Source organism: Streptomyces sp. NPDC020983 (assembly GCF_044333485.1).
GTDB lineage: Bacteria > Actinomycetota > Actinomycetes > Streptomycetales > Streptomycetaceae > Actinacidiphila.
This window is the reverse complement of sequence record NZ_JBIRRA010000009.1, coordinates 236929-253624: the sequence shown is the minus strand read 5'-3', so window position 1 is coordinate 253624 and position 16696 is coordinate 236929. Positions and strand designations below refer to the sequence as shown.

The window sequence follows — 16696 nt, the reverse complement described above, 5'->3', positions numbered from 1 at the left end:
GAGTCACCCCCGCGGGCGTGTGCCGTCAGCCGGTGCCGTGGCCCGCACGGGTGGTGGAGGCGGGAATCTCCGCCGCACCCGCCGTACGCCGGGTGCGGGGACGGCGGGTCACCGCCCGTGGAGGGCCCGGCGGGCGTAGGCGCGGACGTCGGGGTCGGGGTCGGATGCCGAGGCGGCCCGGAGAGCGGTCGTGGCCTCGGGCGTGGGGGGATGGGCCGCGAGAGAGGTGACGGCGGCGCGGCGGACGTCGGCGTGCGGGTCGGCGGCGGCACGCAGGAGCGCCGGCACGGCGAGGTCCGGCGGGGCCGCCCCGAGGGCGACCGCGGCCCCGCGGCGCACCCGCCAGGCGGTCTCGCGGATCGCCTCGCCGGCGAGGGCGTCGAGCGGCGGGGGGCAGCCGGCCGCGCCCGCGGTCTCCAGGGCGGCGGCCCGCACGAGGGGGTCGGCGTCGCGGGCGAGCCGCGTGAGGAGCGGGCCGGGGCCTTCGGGGGCGTCCGGCGGCACCGCGGCGAGGCTCTTGGCGAGGGCCACCCGCACCTCGCGGGAGGCGTCCGCGGCGGCGGGGGCGAGGTCGCCCGGGGCGGCGAGGGCGACCAGCGCGCGTACCGCCTCGATGCGCACGCGGGGTTCGGGGTCGCCCAGTGCCCGCGCGTAGAGCGCCCTGCCGCCGAGCCGCAGCGCCCGCAGGGTGCCCGCGGCGGCGGCCCGGGCGGTCGGGTCGGGGGAGTCGAGCGCGGTCGTGAGGGCGGCCTCCAGGCCGGGGGTGGCGGGGAGCACCTCGACGAGTTCCAGGAGTCCCGCGCCGGCGGCGGCGCGGACCAGGGGGTCGCTGTCGCCGAGCGCGGCGGCGAGCGCGGGACCGGTGCCGTCCGGCGCTGTCTCGGTGAGCACCCCGACCGCGGCGCGCCGCACCGCGGGGTCCGGGTCGCCGAGGTAGCCGGCGAGGTCGGCCGTCTCCGGTGCGTCCTCGGCGAGTTCCAGGACCTCCAGGATGCGCGGGGAGCCGGCGGCGGGGGCGGGGGCGGCGGGTCCGCGGGCGACCGCGCCGGGGTCGACGGGCGGCACCTCGCGCGGGCCGGCGGTCGCCACCTGCTCGGGCAGCACCTCGCCGATGACGCGCACGTCGCCGCCGCCGGGCGCGTAGCCCTCGACGGGCACCAGGTAGGGCGCGACCGGCCGGGTGAGGAACTCCATCGAGCCGTTCGGTGCCCGGCGGAGGTTGAGGTGCACGAGCCACTGCGTGTCGTCCCGCCCGGGGCGGTCGGTCCGCTCGTGGTAGAGCCCCCAGCGGCTCTCGGTGCGCGCGAGCGACGCCCGCGCGGCCATCTCCGCGCAGTCGCGGATGAAGCCGACCTCGGCGCAGCGCATCAGCTCGTGCGGGGTGCGCGCCCCCATCGCCGCGATCTCGCCGCGCATGCGGTCGAAGGTCTCGACGGCGAGGGAGAGGCGGGCCCCGCTCTTGGGCGGCGCCACGTAGTCGTTGACGAAGCGCCGCAGCTTGTACTCCACCTGCGGCTGCGGCGGCCCGTCGGGGTTCCGCAGCGGCCGGTAGACGAGCTCGTGCGCGGCCGCGACCTGCTCGGCGGGGAGCGGCCCCGTGTACGGCGGGAGGGCGGCCGCGTCCTCCCCGGCCAGCTCCCCGTAGACGAAGGCCCCGATCATGTAGTTGTGCGGCACGCACGCCAGGTCGCCGGCGGCGTAGAGCCCCGGGACCGTGGTGCGGGCGTGCTCGTCGACCCACACCCCGGACGCCGAGTGGCCGCCGCACAGGCCGATCTCGGAGATGTGCATCTCCACGTCGTGGGTGCGGTAGTCGTGGCCGCGCCCGGCGTGGAAGGTGCCGCGGGTGGGCCGCTCGGTGGAGTGCAGGATGGTCTCCAGCGCGGCCACCGACTCCTCCGGCAGGTGGCTCAGCTTCAGGTAGACCGGGCCGCGTTCGGAGGCCACCTCGGCGGCGAACTCGCTCATCATCTGCCCCGACCAGTAGTCGGAGTCGACGAAGCGCTCGCCGTGCCGGTTGACCTGGTAGCCGCCGAAGGGGTTGGCCACGTAGGCGCACGCGGGCCCGTTGTAGTCCTTGATCAGCGGGTTGACCTGGAAGCACTCGATGCCGCTGAGCTCCGCGCCGGCGTGGTAGGCCATCGCGTGGCCGTCCCCGGCGTTCGTGGGGTTCTCGTAGGTGCCGTAGAGGTAGCCGCTCGCGGGCAGGCCGAGCCGCCCGGCCGCGCCCGTCGCGAGGATCACCGCGCCGGCCCGTACGGTCACGAAGCGGCCGGTGCGGGTGTCGAAGCCGGCCGCGCCCACCGCCCGGCCGCCCGCCGTCAGCACCCGCACCGGCATGACCCGGTTCTCGATCCGGATCCGTTCGCGCATCTCGCGCCGCCGCAGCACCCGGTAGAGGACCTTCTTGACGTCCTTGCCCTCCGGCATCGGCAGCACGTAGCTGCCGGAGCGGTGCACCTGGCGCACCGCGTAGTCGCCGTGCTCGTCCTTCTCGAACTTCACGCCGTAGCGCTCCAGCCGCCGCACCATGGCGTGGCCGCGGGTCGCGGTCTGCCGCACGGTCGCCTGGTTGACGACGCCGTCGTTGGCACGGGTGATCTCGGCGACGTAGTCCTCGGGCGTGGCGCGCCCGGGCACGACCGCGTTGTTGACGCCGTCCATGCCCATCGCCAGCGCCCCGGAGTGCCGTACGTGCGCCTTCTCCAGCAGCAGCACGTCGGCGCCGTGCTCGGCGGCGGTGAGCGCCGCCATGGTCCCGGCGGTGCCGCCGCCGATCACCAGGACGCCGCAGCTCAGCTCGGTGGCGTCGGTCAGCTCGGGGATGTCCATCGAGAGGGCCCTTCGGAGGTCGTCAACTGCCGAGTGCGGCAAGGAGGTCACGGCGTACGGCGGTGGTGGCGGGCAGGCCGTGGGCGGCGCGGTCGCGGGGCCGCGGCACGGTGAAGAGCCGCACCGCCTCGCCCTCGGCCGCGCCGAGCAGGGCGACGCGGTCGCCGAGGAAGAGCGCCTCGTCCACGTCGTGGGTGACGAACACGACGGTGGCGCGGGTGCCGTGGAGCACGTCCACGAGCAGCTGCTGCATGCCCGCCCGGGTCTGCGCGTCGAGTGCGCCGAACGGCTCGTCCATCAGCAGTGCCCGCGGCTGCCCGGCCAGCGCGCGGGCGAGCTGCACGCGCTGCCGCTGGCCGCCGGACAGCCGGTGCGGCAGCCGGCCCTCGCAGCCCGCGAGTCCCACCCTCCCGAGCCATTCCGCCGCACGCCGCCGCCGCTCGGCCCTGCCCACCCGGGCAATGGCGAGCGGCAGTTCGACGTTGCCCAGCGCGGTGCGCCACGGCAGCAGCCCGTCCTCCTGGAAGACCAGCGCCCGCCCGCCGCCCGGCCCGCGCAAGGGGGCGCCGTCCGCGGTCACCTCGCCGTCCAGCGGCGGCAGCAGCCCGGCGAGCGTGCGCAGCAGCGTCGACTTGCCGCACCCGGAGGCGCCGACGACGGCCAGCACCTCGCCGGGCGCCACGTCGAGCCGCACCCCGGCGAGCACCGGCGCCCCGGGGCGCCCCAGCACGGCCCCGCGCAGCGCGATCCGGGCCCCCTCCCCGGGCGGCGGGCCCGCGGCGCCCGCGGTCGTCGGGGAGGGGGTGGAGGGAGCGGACGTACCGGTCATCGCGGTCACCTCGCCTGCGTCAGGGAGTCGGGTACGGACACGGGCCCGGCGGCCGGTGCGGCGGCGGGCCCCGGACGGCCCCGGCGCGCGGTGCGGCGGCCGAAGGCCCCCCGGTCCGCGGCCCGTTCGGTGCGCGGCAGCCACCGGGTCGCCCGGCGGCCGGCGAACTCCACGGCGGAGGAGGTCAGATGGCCCAGCAGGCCGATGGTGACCATGCCGACCAGCACCCCCGGGTAGTCGACCACCGTGTAGTCCTGCCAGGTCCGGTAGCCGACCCCGTAGTCGCCGGAGATCATCTCGGCGGAGATCACGCAGATCCACGCCACCCCGATGCCGACCGACAGCCCGCCGAAGATCCCCGGCAGCGCGCCCGGCAGCACCACCTGCGCCAGCACCCGCCACCGTCCGCCGCCCATGGTGAGCACGGCCTCCTCCCACACCGGGGCCAGCGCGCGCACCGCGTGCCGGGTGCTCACCAGCACCGGGAAGAAGGCGGCGCAGAAGGTGATGAAGACGATGCCCTGCTCGTTGCCCGGGAAGACCAGGATCGCCACCGGGACGAGCGCGATCGCCGGTATGGGGCGCAGGAGTTCGACGACCGGCCCGAGCAGGTCGGCCGCCACGCGCGAGCGCCCGATCGCGGTCCCGGCGGCCACCCCCAGCACGGCGGCGATCCCGAAACCGGTCAGGATCCGCCCCAGGCTGTCGCCCAGGTCCTGCCAGTAGACGGACGTGCCGAGCCGGCGGCGGAATTCGCGGGCCACGTCGACGACGGTCGGCAGCTGGTCGAAGTGCACCCACAGCCGTACGCGTTCGGCGGTCAGCAGCTGCCACAGCCCGAGGAAGCCGAGCAGCGAGACCGCGCGCAGCAGCCTGCGCAGGACCCCCTCGGCACGGGCGCTCATGCCGCCCCTCCCGCCGCGGCGGCGCCCCGCACGGCCTGCGCGAGGTCCACGAGCCGCGCGCCGGGGTGCTTCGCGAGCCAGGCGCGGGCGTTGTCGGGGGTGGTGAAGGGCTGGTAGCGGGCGTCCGGCGCGGCCGCCGGGTCCACCGCCCACACCGCCCGGTCGGCGAACCAGCGGGTGCCGGTCAGCGCGTCCGGCACGTACGAGGCGCGCACCGCGCCCTTGTCCGGGTGGGCCGCGAGGTAGCGCAGCAGGCACGCCGGGGTGCGCAGCGGCACGGTCGTGTCCTTCCCGGCCGGCCACGCCTCGCTGGCCGTCGCCGGGTCGGTGACGGCGCCGCCGCACACCGGGTCGGTGCCCCGCACCGGCGCCGGGTTGGCGAGCGAGGCGACCTGCCGGCCGTAACCGGCGCCGACGGCCCGCCGGATGAACGAGTCGTCGGCGAAGTGGCTGATGTCGATCTTCCCGACGAGCTTCTCCGACGCCAGCACCGGCACGTCCCGGGCGAAGGCGTCCAGCAGCTGCGGCTTGAGCGTCGGGTCGAAGGCCGCGATGCCGCCCGGCCCGTTGTAGAGGTAGACCACCTCGGCGGGCAGCCCGGTGGCGTCCGCGACGGACCGCGCGGCCGCGAGCGGGTGGGCGTGCAGGTAGTCGGTGGCCTGGATCTGCGCGGCCAGGAAGGCGTCGACGACCGCGGGCCGCTGCTTCGCGAAGCCCTTGCGGACGGTGACCCCGTGGAAGGTGGGCACGTTCAGCGCGGCACCGTCGTAGAGGGCCTTCGCCCTGCCCTCGAAGACCAGCTGCCCCGGCCAGGCGACGAACTGCGACAGCGCGTCCACGCTGCCGGCCTGGAGCGCCGAAGCACCCACCGCGGGCTGCTGGTTGAGCTTGTGCAGGTCCTTGTCCGGGTCGAGGCCGCGCTGCTGCAGCGCGCGCACGAGTGTGCCGTCGGCGGCCGAGCCGATGCTGGTGGAGACCTTCGCGCCCTTGAGGTCGTCGAGGCCGGTGAGCTTCGAACCGGGAGCGGTCACCACGGTGTTGAGCCCGCCGCGCAGGTTGTAGCCGGTCACCGACACCAGCTCGGTGGGCTGCCGCAGCTGCTGCCCGCGAGCGGCGTTGATGAGCAGGGGGAAGTCGCCCATCGAGCCGATGTCGATCTTCCCGGCGACCATCTGCGCGGTGATCGGCGCCCCGGTCGCGTAGTCCTGCCAGTCCACCGTGTACGTGGTCCCGTCGCGTCTGCCGAGCGCGGCCAGCTGCTGCTCGAAGTAGCCGCGCGAGCGCAGCAGGGTGCCCGCGGTCACGGTGTTGATGGTCTTGGACTGGTAGCCGACGTGCACGGTGACCGTCCGGCCGCCGCTGCCGCCGCCGGCGTTCGAGCCGCACGCGGCGAGCGGCAGCAGGGCCGCGGCGGCACCCGCCACGGCGAGGAGCTTGCGCATCAGGACACCTCTCATCGCAGCAGGTAGGGCATGTTGACGGTCACCGCACCGGTCGGGCAGCGCGCGGCGCACGGGCCGCAGTACCAGCACTCGTCGACGTGCATGTAGGCCTTGCCGGTGTCCGGGTCGATCGCCAGCGAGTCCAGCGGGCAGACGTCGACGCACAGCGTGCAGCCGTCGATGCACAGGGACTCGTCGATGGTCACGGGTACGTCGGCGCGCTGCGGCACCACGGGCATGGCGGTCTCCAGACGGGAGGTCGGGTGAGGACGGGAACAGGTCGCGCGGGGGCGGCCGGTGACGGCGGGGGCGGGTGACGGCCGGGTCAGGCGCTCCGGTGCAGCAGGCCGCGCATGGTGATCCGGTCGCCGCGGAAGCGCACGAACTCCAGGTCCACCGGGCGGCCGTCGGACAGGTGGCTGAGCCGCTCCAGCATCAGCAGGGCGGAGCCGCGCGGGGCCTCCAGCACCGCCGCGGAGTGCACGTCGGCGCTGACGGCCTCCAGGGTGATCTCCGCGGTGCCCAGCGGCTGCCCCGACAGCTCCTCCAGCAGCCGGAAGACGTCGGTGTTCTCCAGGTCCGCGGTCATCAGCCCGGCGCCGAGGTCCATCGGTACGTAGGTGAGGTCGAGCGACAGCGGCAGACCGTCCAGCCGCCGCAGGCGCTCCACGTAGAGCACGTCGTCGTGCTCCTCGACCCGCAGCCGCGAGGCCACCGCGGCCGGGGCGCGCACCGGGCCGATCGCGCGCACCTCGTTGCTGACCCGGCCGTGCCCGTGCAGCGTCTCCGCCAGGCCCATCAGCCGGTCGAGCCCGTGCGGGTACTTCTGCCCGACCACGACCGTGCCGAGCCCCGGCACCCGCTCCACCAGCCGCTCGGCCCGCAGCAGGTCCAGCGCCTGCCGCACGGTGTTGCGGGACACCCCGTACTCGGCGACGAGCGCGTCCTCGTGCGGCAGCACCCCGTCCCCGAACCCCTGCGCCAGCACCTGCCGCCGCAGCAGGTCGGCGAGCTGCCGCGCCTGGTCCGCGCGCAGTCTGCGCCGCCGCGCGGCGGCGACCGGTGCGGTGTGCTCCCGCGTGCCGTCGGCTGCCATGTGGGGGCTCCTGCGTCGTCTCGGCGCGGTCGGTGGACGGCGGCCTCGTACCGCCGCACACGGACCATACCGACGGCCGCCGTCCGGTGGTGTTGCTGCTGTGTTGCGCCATCTGACGTGCCGTCCGCAGGCCGCTGACCAGGCATTCCGGTGCACCGCCGGGAACTTCCGCCACCCGCGGCCACGGAAAGCTGGGTGCGCCGCGGGCGCCGGGCGCGTGAGGATGGCCCCATGGGATGGACCTTCAGCCACAGCCCCGCCGACTTCCTCCGCGCGGCCGAGCCCTTCCTGCTCGCCGCCCCCGTGGAGAACTCCGTCCTGCTGACGGTGACCGACACCCTGCGCCGCCGCGGCCCGTCGGCGTACGGCGAGGAGCCGCCCGTCCTCGGCTGGTGGCGCCCGCCCGCGGCGGGGGCCGCGGACGGCGACGGCGACCCGGACACCCCCGCCGTCAGGGCCGCGTTCCTGCGGACGCCCCCGCACCCCCCGCTGCTGAGCCGCGCCCCCGCCGCCGCGGCCGCCGAGCTGGCCGCCGCGTGGGCGGGCGAGCCGCTCGCCGAGGTGCGCGGCGACCACGAGGCCGTCACGGCGTTCGCGGCCGCCTGGTCCGCGCGGGCCGGGGCCGCGTACCGCGTCGTGGAGCGCACCCGCTACCACGAACTCGGCACGCTGACCCCGCGCGTGCCGGGGCCGCCCGGGCACGCGAGGATCGCCGACGCGGCCGACCGGGAGCTGCTGATCCGCTGGCACGAGGCGGCGGACGCCGAGATGGGCCACGGCCTGCCGGGCCGTCCCACAGTCGCCGACGACGCGATCCTGCACGGCCTGCGCACCCTGTGGATCGGTCCCGGCGGCGAGCCCGTCGCGATGGCCGGCCGCACCCTCGAAGTGGCCGGCTCCGTCCGGGTCGTGGCCGTCTACACCCCGCCCGAGCACCGCGGCAGGGGCTACGCGGCGGGCGCGGTGACCGCCGTGTCGCAGGCCGCGCTCGACGCGGGCGTGCACCGTGTCCTGCTGATCACCGACCTGGCGAACCCGGTCAGCAACGGCCTTTACCACAGGCTCGGTTACCGTCCCGTTCGCGACGGGCTGCGCGTGGCCCTCGGCGCCGGCGAGGGCGGCGAGGGGCGGGGTGTGCCCCGGCAGGAGCGGCACGCCCCCGCATAATGGAGCAGGCGGATATTCCGCCGACCATACGATTGTGTGCCTGGAGGACTCGTGACCAGCGCCGGCCGCCCGCCGTCCCGCCTCGTGAGGGCGCGCCCCGCGCCGTTCGGGGCCGACCCCACGGGCGCCCGCCTGGAACGCATCCTGAACTCGCCGAACTACGCGAACGGTGCCTTCGTCAACCCCACGGCGACCAGCCAGGGACCCGGCGCCGACTTCTTCACCTCCCTGCCGGCCAACCTCCGCAAGGAGGCGCGGATCCCGCGCAGGCCGGCCCGGCGCGTCCCCGTCCACCCCACGACGCTCGCCGACATCGCGACCCCGCCGGCCTCCGGCCTGCGGCTGACGTGGATGGGCCACTCCACCGTGCTCGCCGAGATCGGCGGCCGGCGCGTGCTGTTCGACCCGGTGTGGGGAGAGCGCTGCTCGCCCTTCCCGTTCGCGGGCCCCAGGCGCGTCCACCCCGCACCGCTGCCGCTGTCGTCGGTCAACCGGCTCGACGTCGACGTGGTGGTGATCTCCCACGACCACTACGACCACCTCGACATGCCCACCGTCGTGGAGCTGGTGCGCAGCGACGCGGTGTTCGCCGTCCCGCTGGGCGTCGGCGCGCATCTGGAGCACTGGGGCGTGCCCGCCGCGCGGCTGCGCGAGCTGGACTGGAACGAGTCGGCGGAGGTCGCCGGGCTCACCCTCACCGCGACCCCCGCCCGGCACTTCTGCGGCCGCGGGCTGCGCGGCCGCCAGCAGACCCTGTGGGCGTCCTGGGCCGTGACGGACGGCACCCACCGCATCTTCCACAGCGGCGACACCGGCTACTTCCCCGGTTTCGCCGCCATCGGCGCCGAGCACGGCCCGTTCGACGCCACGATGATCCAGATCGGCGCCTACAGCGAGTTCTGGCCCAAGGCCCACGCGAGCTGCCCGCCGGGCGAGCCGTGCGACTGCACACCCGATCCGGGCCAGTGGCCCGACATCCACATGACCCCCGACGAGGGCCTGCGCGCCCACCTCGACCTCCAGGGCGGCCGCCCCGGCGGCGTCCTGCTCCCCATCCACTGGGGCACCTTCAACCTCGCCTTCCACCCCTGGGCCGAACCCGCCGAGCGCACCATGCTCGCCGCCCACGCGGCCGCGCAGCCCTCCGCGACCCCGCGCGTCGGCCAGCCCTTCGAGCCCGCCGCCTGCCCGGCCCCCGACCCCTGGTGGCGCGCCGTGGCGGTGACCCCCGCAGCCGGCTGGACCCCCTGGCCCCCCGGCGCGCCCGGTGCCGCGGAGGTGCCCGAGCTGGCCGCGGAGGCGTGAGGGCGGCCCTACGCCGGCCGCCTGGCAATCGCCTGTCCGTCATGTGCCGGACCTCCTAAAATCGGCCGTATGGACCTCAGCCGGCTCGAAAACCTGCCGGAACGGACACCCGGCCTGGCGCTCGTGGTCCCGTTCGCCCTCGTCGTCGTCATCACCGTCGCCGACCTGGTGTCGCCCAAGGAGGTCTTCCTCAGCCCCATGCTGGTCGTCGCACCCGCGCTGACGGCGTCGTTCGCCGGGCCGGGGCGTACGGCGCTGATCGCCCTCGTGGCGGTCGGCGGACAGGCCGTCGTGACCTGGGCGGGCGGCGGGGCGGGCACGGTGGCCAGGGAGTGGCAGTTCGCCGCCCTGATCCTGCTGTCGGTCCTGCTCGTCTTCTTCAGCTACGTCCGCGAGCGCCGCTCCCGGCAGCTCACCCGCGCCAGACTCGTCGCCGAGACCGCCCAGCGGGTCCTGCTGCGGCCCCCGCCCGGCCGGCTCGGCGAGCTGCGGATCGCCTGGCGCTACCTCGCCGCCGAGGACGACGCCCAGATCGGCGGCGACCTCTTCGCCGTCACCCGTCGGCGCCCCGACCTCGTCCGGGTGCTCATCGGCGACGTCCGCGGCAAGGGCCTGCCCGCCATCGCCGAGGCGTCGGCCGTCCTCGGCGCCTTCCGGGAGACCGCGCGGTACTGCCCGACACTGCCGGAGCTCGCCGAATCCCTGGAGGAGCGCATCGTGCGCGACATGGAGGAGGTCGCCGACGACCGCGAGGACCCGGGCGAGCACTTCGTCACCGCGCTCCTGCTGGAAGTGCCCGGCGCCGGCGGCCAGGCCCGGATGGCCTGCTGCGGCCACCCGCCGCCGCTGCTGATCCGCGCGGACGGCGCCGTCACGGCCACGCACTGCGCCGACCCCGCGCCGCCGCTGGGCTCCGGCCTGCTGGCGGCCGGCGGCGCCGCGGACGTGCCGATCCCGTACGGCGACGGCGACACGCTCCTGCTCTACACCGACGGCCTGATCGAGGCCCGCTCCCGGCAGGGCGCCTTCTACCCGCTCGCCGAGCGCCTCGCCGGCTTCCCGTCCGCCGCCGACCCCGACTCCCTGCTGCGGTACCTCTGCGAGGACCTGCTCGCGTACAGCGGCGGCCGCCTCGGCGACGACGCCGCCCTGCTCGCCATCACCCGCACCCGCGACGGCACCGGAGGCGCCCCGCGGGCCCGCTGAGGACTGCGCCCGGGCGTACGGCGGAGCAGACTGGAAGGGAAGCCCCGCCCGTGCGGCGGGGAAGTCGGCCGGTCCGGCCCGGCAGCGCCGGCCGGGCGCGGGAGGTGCGATGAACGGATCGCTGCCGCTGGGCCGGATCGCCGGCGTGCCGCTGCGGCTGCACTGGAGCGCGCCGCTGCTCGTCGCCGTCCTCGCCTACGGGCTGGCCGCCGGGGTGCTCCCCGACTGGGCCCCCGGCCACTCCGCGGCGGCCTACGGGCTGTGGGCGGTGGCCGGAGCGCTGCTGCTGACCCTGAGCCTGCTCGCGCACGAGGCCGCGCACGCCCTCGCCGCCCGCCGGGCCGGCGTCGACGTCCAGGACGTGACCGTCTTCGCGCTCGGCGGGGTCACCCGGATGGGAACGGCCACGAGAGCGCGCACCGCCGGCCTGATCGCCGCGGTCGGCCCGCTGACCAGCGCGCTGCTCGGCGGGATCTTCCTCGCCGCGGCCGTCGGCGCCGGCGCCGCCCCGCACGGCCTCCTCCCGGCCGCCGTCCTGGCCTGGAGCGGATGGGCCAACCTCCTGCTCGCCGCCTTCAACCTGCTGCCCGCCGCCCCGCTCGACGGAGGCCGCATCCTCCAGGCGGTGATCTGGCGCGTCCGCGGCGACCGCGACCGGGCGGCCCGGATCGCCGGACGGTGCGGGCAGGTGGCGGGCGCGCTCATGGTCGCCGGCGGCTGGCTGGAATTCCTCGCGGGCAGCGGATCGGGCCTGTGGCTCGCCCTGCTGGGCCTGTTCGTCGCCGCGTCCGCCGGAGCGGAGGTGCGTCGCTCCGCCCTCGCGGCCGCGGTGCGCGGGGTGCGCGTCGGCGACGCGATGCGGCCCGCGGTCACCGGCCAGGACTGGCAGACCGTCGACCGCTTCCTCACCGACACCGCCCCCGGCGCCGCCGGCCAGCCCGTCGTCCCCGTGACCGACCTCGACGGCCGCCCGACCGGCGTGATCGAACCCGCCGCCCTGCGCGCGGGCCTCGCCGGCCGTACGGCGGAGGTACGCGTACGGGACCTGGCCGCGCCGCTGGGCACCTGCACCCTCGCCGGGCCCGACGAGCAGCTCGGCGACGTCCTGCAGCACGGCCCCCTGACCGCCGCACGGCCGATCCTGGTCCTGGAGGACCGGCGGGTCGTCGGGATGATCACCGTCCAGGACGTCCTCGGCCTCATGCGGGGCGGCAGGCGCAACCCGCCGGCCTGGCGCCCGCCCACCGCCCCCCGGGCGGGCCACAGCCACTGAGGGGCGCGCCGCCCGCGCCCTACGAGGTGGCGCGCCCGAGGTACGTCAGCTCGCCCGCGTCCGGCACGTCGATCACATGGAAGCCGAGCCGGTCGTAGAAGGCCCGCGCGGAGACGTTCGCCGTCAGCATGCCGAGGTGCACCGCGGGCACCCCCCGGTCCGCGAGCGAGCCGAGGAAGGCGTTCATCAGCGCCCGCCCGTGGCCCTGCCCCTGGTAGCCGGGCAGCAGGTCGATGTGCAGATGCGCCGGGTAGCCGGCCAGGGCCGGCACGATCATCCGCTCCGGCCAGTGCAGCAGCCACGCCATCACCTCGCTCGGCGTCCCCGGCTCGCCCTTCGGCGCGGGCCACCGGTCCGCGACCGTCGGCAGCCACTCGTCGCGGAAGCGCCCGACGAAGGCCGGGGTGTCCGCCGTGCCGAGGACGTAGCCGACCGGCTGCCCCGTGCCGTCGTCGGCCACGAACGCCGACTCCGGCTCCAGCACCGCGTAGGGCGCGGCGAAGAGCGTGCCCAGCAGGTCGTGGTCCTCGGGCGGGTAGTCCGCCGAGGCGTCGCCGCCCGCGGCGCCGGTGCGCAGGCATATGTCGTACAGCGCCGGCAGGTCGGAGGGCCGGTACGGGCGGATCGTGACGGTCACTGCTGCTCCTGCTGGGTCGGCGGTACGTCCGGCTCGGCGGCGGGGCCGAGCGGCGCGAAGAGGAAGGAGAAGGCGGCGGGTGCCGCGTCCAGCCGGTGCCCCGGCAGCACGCCGGGCCCGCACGAGGCGCTGCCGAGGCCGTGCAGGGCGTGGTCCAGGTGCAGCCAGAGCCGGCCGTCCGGCACCAGGTCGGTCGTGTGCTCCGCGGCGTCCAGCGCCTCGGTGGTCCACGGCCGGACGGTCAGCCAGAAGCCCGGGCCGCCCGCCGGCCGGGCGGTGTCCGCGCCCGGCCGCGCGGCGTCCTCGATCCGCACGCCGGTCCCGTCGGCGCCGCGCAGCTCGGCCCAGCGCACCCCCGCCCGGGCGCCGTTCTCCTGCGGGCGGACGTACGGGGTCAGCAGCTCGTCCGCCGCCGCCTGCCAGCGGCCGAGGCGGGCGGCGGCGCGGCTGTCGGGGTAGGCCTCGCCCGGTCCGCCCCCGTACCACTCGACGCGGTCCAGCCGCGCGGGCAGGCCCAGGCGCACGCCGAGCCGGGGGAGCGGCAGGCTCCAGTCGCCCCGGGGGGTGACCTCGACGTCCAGGCGCAGCCGGTCACCGGTCGCGCTCCAGGTCAGGACCGTGTCGAGGGCGTGGTCGGCGGCGGCGGGCGCGAGGCGGGAGGCGACCGTCAGCGTGTCGCCGCCCACCGCGACCCGTACCACCCGGTGCCGCAGGCGGTCCAGGCCGGCCGCCCGCCACCCCTCGGCGAGCCGGGACTCGGCGAACCAGGGCATGCCGCGGTCGTTGTCGGTGGGCGCCCGCCACACGTCCAGCCGGGGCGCGTCGACCGGTACGCCGCCGAGGGAGCGCAGGGCGCCGGTGGCCGGGTCGAAGGCGCCCGGGCCGAGGAGGAGCAGGCCGTCCGGTCCGGTCCGCGGCGCGCGGGGGAGGCCCGGGTGCGCGCGCGGGGCCCCCGTGCCCGGGGCGGCGGCCGCGGGGAACTGCCCCCAGGCCACCTCGTGCCCGGCCGGCGCCCACGCGGTGTCCTCGGCGAGCACCGCCCGCACCGTCCAGAACGCCTCACGGCCGTCAGCCGGCACCGGCTGCTCCGGCAGCTTCAGGAGCGCGCTCTCCCCGGGCCCGGTGGGCGGCACCTCCAGCCGCCCGGACGCCACCGCCACGCCCTCGACCTCGTACGCCCAGCGGAAGGCCAGCGCCGAGAGGTCCGCGAAGTCCTGCCGGTTGGCCACGGTCAGCTCGCCGCGCTCCGCGTCGCCGCTGATCGCGACCGGCTCGATCACCTTCTTGTACTCCGTGAGCCCCGGCGAGGGCGTCCGGTCGGGGAAGACCAGGCCGTCGCACACGAAGTTCCCGTCGTGCAGCTCCTCCCCGAAGTCCCCGCCGTAGGCGAAGTAGGAGGTGCCGTCGGCGGCGGTGCGGCGCAGCCCGTGGTCGATCCACTCCCACACGAAGCCGCCCTGGCAGCGCTCGTACGTCTCGAATATCCGCTGGTACTCCGACAGCCCGCCGGGCCCGTTGCCCATCGCGTGCGCGTACTCGCACAGCACGTACGGCATCGCGCGCCGCCGCTCGTCCAGCACCGCGTCGGCCAGCGGCGGCTCGGCGCGGCGGCCGATCAGCTCGGACTCGGCGTGGTCGGCGTACATCCGCGAGTAGACGTCCGTGTCCGCGCAGGAGAGGTCGCCCTCGTAGTGGAGGGGCCGGGCGGGGTCGCGCTCGCGGATCCAGGAGGCCATCGCCGACAGCCCCGCGCCGGTGCCGCACTCGTTGCCGAGCGACCACATGACCACCGACGGGTGGTTCTTGTCGCGCTCCACCATCCGGGCCGCCCGGTCCAGCAGCGCCGGGGTCCAGCGCTCGTCGTCGACCGGGTTGCGGCGCCAGCCGACCTCCTGGAAGCCGTGGGTCTCCAGGTCGCACTCGTCGACGACCCACATGCCCAGCTCGTCGCACAGGTCGAGGAAGGCGGGGTGCGGAGGGTAGTGGCTGGTGCGCACGGCGTTGATGTTGTGCCGCTTCATCAGCAGCAGGTCCTCGCGCATCGTCTCCTGGTCCAGCGCGCGCCCGCGGTCCGGGTCGAACTCGTGCCGGTTCACCCCGCGGAAGCAGATCCGCCGCCCGTTGACCGTGAGCACGCCGTTCTCGACGGCGACCGTACGGAAGCCGATCCGCAGCGGGATGCGCTCGCCCTCCGTCGCCAGCTCCGCGTCGTACAGCCGCGGCTGCTCGGCCGACCACGGCTCGACGGGCACGGTCACCGGCTCGCCGGTCGGAATGTCGAGGCCCAGCTCCGGCACCGTCAGGGTGCCGGCCGGCTCGCAGTCCACCCGCAGGGTGCCCGTGCCGGTGGTGTGGTCGTAGCCGCAGTGCACGAAGAAGTCCGCGACCGCGCCCTCCGGCCGCTCGATGAGCGTGACCTCGCGGAAGATGCCGGGCATCCACCACATGTCCTGGTCCTCCAGGTAGCTGCCGGACGACCACTGGTGCACACGCACCGCCAGCACGTTGCCACGCGGCCGCAGGACCTCGCCGACCTCGAACTCCACCGGCAGCCGGCTGCCCTTGAAGGTGCCCAGCTCCTGCCCGTTGAGCCACACCCGGGCGCAGGACTCCACGCCCTCGAAGCGCAGTACGGCGGCGCCCCCGGGCCAGTCGTCGGGCAGGTCGAAGGTACGCAGGTGGTCGCCGGTCGGATTCTCGTCCGGCACGTGCGGCGGGTCCACGGGGAAGGGGTAGCGCACATTGGTGTACGCCGGGAGCCCGTACCGGCCCTCGCCGTGCAGCACCCAGTGCGAGGGCACCGGCAGCACGTCCCAGTCGGCCGCGTCGAAGCCCGGCCCGGCGAAGGAGTCGTCCGCGGAGCGTGCGGTGGGGGAGAGCCGGAAGCGCCAGTCGCCGCCGAGCGACACACGGCGGGCGTCGGACACCGCCCACCACGCGCGCGGCGGGAGCGCTCCCGAGCCGGGCCCGGGATCCTCGTAGTACGGCAGGCCCTCCGACGGTTCCGCCTCGTGCATCCCTGCTGCTCCTTCGTCGCTCGGCCGTGCCGCGGACGCTGCTCCCCCGCTCGCGGGGGGCGCAGTGAAGATCCGCAGCACCGATTCTGCTGAGCCGGAGCCGATAAGGCCAGATGTACCGGCCACCGATGTCCGACGACCCCGCGAGAGCGGGCAGTTGCCGGCGCCCTCCCGGGCCGTTGCGGCTTGACCGCCCTGCCGGGCACTGGGATCCTGCCCGCCCGGAACCACTGGGGGGACCACCATGACGTACTCACCCGCCGTGACCGCCGTCACGACGGCGTCCGGCACCGGGGAGCCGATCCACGGCCTCACGGGCGGGCCGGCCTTCGTCCTGATCGCGGCGGTCGTCGTGGTCGTCGCGGCGATCGCCGTCACACCGCTGATCATGGACGTCCGCCGGGCCACCGCCTGGCGCCAGCAGCTCACCGACCAGCTGATCGACCGCGCGGCCACCGACGAGGAGGTCCGCGACTTCCTCCGCGACCTGCGCGAACCCCGCGGCGTCCGCGGCCTGACCCGCAGCATCATCGCCGTCCTGATCCTGGCCCTCGTCGGCTTCGCCCTGGCCGTCGCGATGCTCTCCACCGACGCGGACGCGGGCGACCTGCGCAAGACCATCGTGACCGCCCTGATGACCGTGCTGGCCACGGTCGCCGGCTTCTACTTCGGCACCCTCGGCGCCCAGAACAGCGCGGAGGACGCCCGCCGCAGCATCCCCGCCCCCACCCCCGCGAACCCCACCCCGCCCCACCCCGCCTCACCCCCGGCGTCACCCCCCGCCGACCCTGCGTGACCCCCACCCCGGGGGTGCGAGCGAACACCCCCCGAGGTGCGGTATTCTTCTCGTGCACGGCCACCCGGGAAGCCCCCGGAACGGCCAGGCACCGGGACGTGGCGCAGCTTGGTAGCGCACTTGACTGGGGGTCAAGGGGTCGCAGGTTCAAATCCTGTCGTCCCGACGGTGCAAGAAGCCCGCTGAGGGAG

General features: G+C 76.1%; 13 protein-coding genes and 1 tRNA gene. 6 read left to right on the top strand and 8 right to left on the bottom strand.

What is annotated here, in order from left to right; all coding sequences use genetic code 11:
• Positions 1-108: 108 nt before the first annotated feature.
• The 6 genes from ACH4SE_RS22060 to ACH4SE_RS22035 form a co-directional block, all read right to left on the bottom strand.
• A complete protein-coding gene (locus ACH4SE_RS22060) occupies positions 109-2832 on the bottom strand; it encodes a fumarate reductase/succinate dehydrogenase flavoprotein subunit (RefSeq protein WP_398545118.1) in 2724 nt (907 codons plus the stop codon).
• A gap of 22 nt (positions 2833-2854) precedes the next feature.
• Complete coding sequence (locus ACH4SE_RS22055; RefSeq protein ID WP_398545117.1) at positions 2855-3661, bottom strand: ABC transporter ATP-binding protein; 807 nt, start codon at positions 3659-3661, stop codon at positions 2855-2857.
• A 5-nt stretch (positions 3662-3666) separates the two neighbouring features.
• Complete coding sequence (locus tag ACH4SE_RS22050) at positions 3667-4566, bottom strand: ABC transporter permease (RefSeq protein ID WP_398545116.1); 900 nt, start codon at positions 4564-4566, stop codon at positions 3667-3669.
• Positions 4563-6008, bottom strand: coding sequence for an ABC transporter substrate-binding protein (locus ACH4SE_RS22045; protein WP_398545115.1), 1446 nt, complete (start codon positions 6006-6008; stop codon positions 4563-4565). The genes ACH4SE_RS22050 and ACH4SE_RS22045 overlap by 4 nt, the downstream gene beginning before the upstream one ends.
• An 11-nt stretch (positions 6009-6019) precedes the next feature.
• Positions 6020-6247: a ferredoxin family protein gene (locus ACH4SE_RS22040; protein ID WP_398545114.1), complete on the bottom strand. Its 228-nt coding sequence runs from the start codon at positions 6245-6247 to the stop codon at positions 6020-6022.
• Positions 6248-6333: 86 nt separating this feature from the next.
• Positions 6334-7104 carry a GntR family transcriptional regulator gene (locus ACH4SE_RS22035; protein WP_398545113.1) on the bottom strand — a complete coding sequence of 257 codons (771 nt, stop codon included), beginning with the start codon at positions 7102-7104 and terminating at the stop codon, positions 6334-6336.
• Between the two features lie 231 nt (positions 7105-7335).
• Here ACH4SE_RS22035 and ACH4SE_RS22030 point away from each other — a divergent pair, with 231 nt between their 5' ends.
• From ACH4SE_RS22030 to ACH4SE_RS22015, 4 genes are all read left to right on the top strand, one after another.
• Positions 7336-8271 (top strand): GNAT family N-acetyltransferase, encoded by a 936-nt coding sequence (locus ACH4SE_RS22030; protein ID WP_398545112.1) that lies wholly within the window; start codon positions 7336-7338, stop codon positions 8269-8271.
• A 51-nt stretch (positions 8272-8322) separates the two neighbouring features.
• Positions 8323-9576, top strand: a complete 1254-nt coding sequence (locus ACH4SE_RS22025) for an MBL fold metallo-hydrolase (protein ID WP_398545111.1) — start codon at positions 8323-8325, stop codon at positions 9574-9576.
• A 69-nt stretch (positions 9577-9645) separates the two neighbouring features.
• Positions 9646-10782 (top strand): PP2C family protein-serine/threonine phosphatase, encoded by a 1137-nt coding sequence (locus ACH4SE_RS22020; RefSeq protein WP_398545110.1) that lies wholly within the window; start codon positions 9646-9648, stop codon positions 10780-10782.
• A gap of 109 nt (positions 10783-10891) precedes the next feature.
• Positions 10892-12055 carry a site-2 protease family protein gene (locus ACH4SE_RS22015; RefSeq protein WP_398545109.1) on the top strand — a complete coding sequence of 388 codons (1164 nt, stop codon included), beginning with the start codon at positions 10892-10894 and terminating at the stop codon, positions 12053-12055.
• Positions 12056-12074: 19 nt separating this feature from the next.
• Here the strand turns inward: ACH4SE_RS22015 and ACH4SE_RS22010 are convergent, their stop codons facing one another.
• Both ACH4SE_RS22010 and ACH4SE_RS22005 read right to left on the bottom strand, forming a co-directional pair.
• The gene (locus ACH4SE_RS22010; RefSeq protein WP_398545108.1) at positions 12075-12692 is read right to left on the bottom strand and encodes a GNAT family N-acetyltransferase; all 618 of its coding nucleotides are present in this window, start codon (positions 12690-12692) and stop codon (positions 12075-12077) included.
• Complete coding sequence (locus tag ACH4SE_RS22005; protein ID WP_398545107.1) at positions 12689-15709, bottom strand: glycoside hydrolase family 2 TIM barrel-domain containing protein; 3021 nt, start codon at positions 15707-15709, stop codon at positions 12689-12691. The genes ACH4SE_RS22010 and ACH4SE_RS22005 overlap by 4 nt, the downstream gene beginning before the upstream one ends.
• Before the next feature lie 244 nt (positions 15710-15953).
• On the opposite strand from ACH4SE_RS22005, the gene ACH4SE_RS22000 reads away from it, so the two are divergent.
• Both ACH4SE_RS22000 and ACH4SE_RS21995 read left to right on the top strand, forming a co-directional pair.
• Positions 15954-16505 carry a hypothetical protein gene (locus ACH4SE_RS22000; RefSeq protein ID WP_398545106.1) on the top strand — a complete coding sequence of 184 codons (552 nt, stop codon included), beginning with the start codon at positions 15954-15956 and terminating at the stop codon, positions 16503-16505.
• A gap of 92 nt (positions 16506-16597) precedes the next feature.
• A tRNA-Pro gene (locus tag ACH4SE_RS21995) sits at positions 16598-16671 on the top strand.
• The last annotated feature ends 25 nt before the right edge of the window (positions 16672-16696 follow it).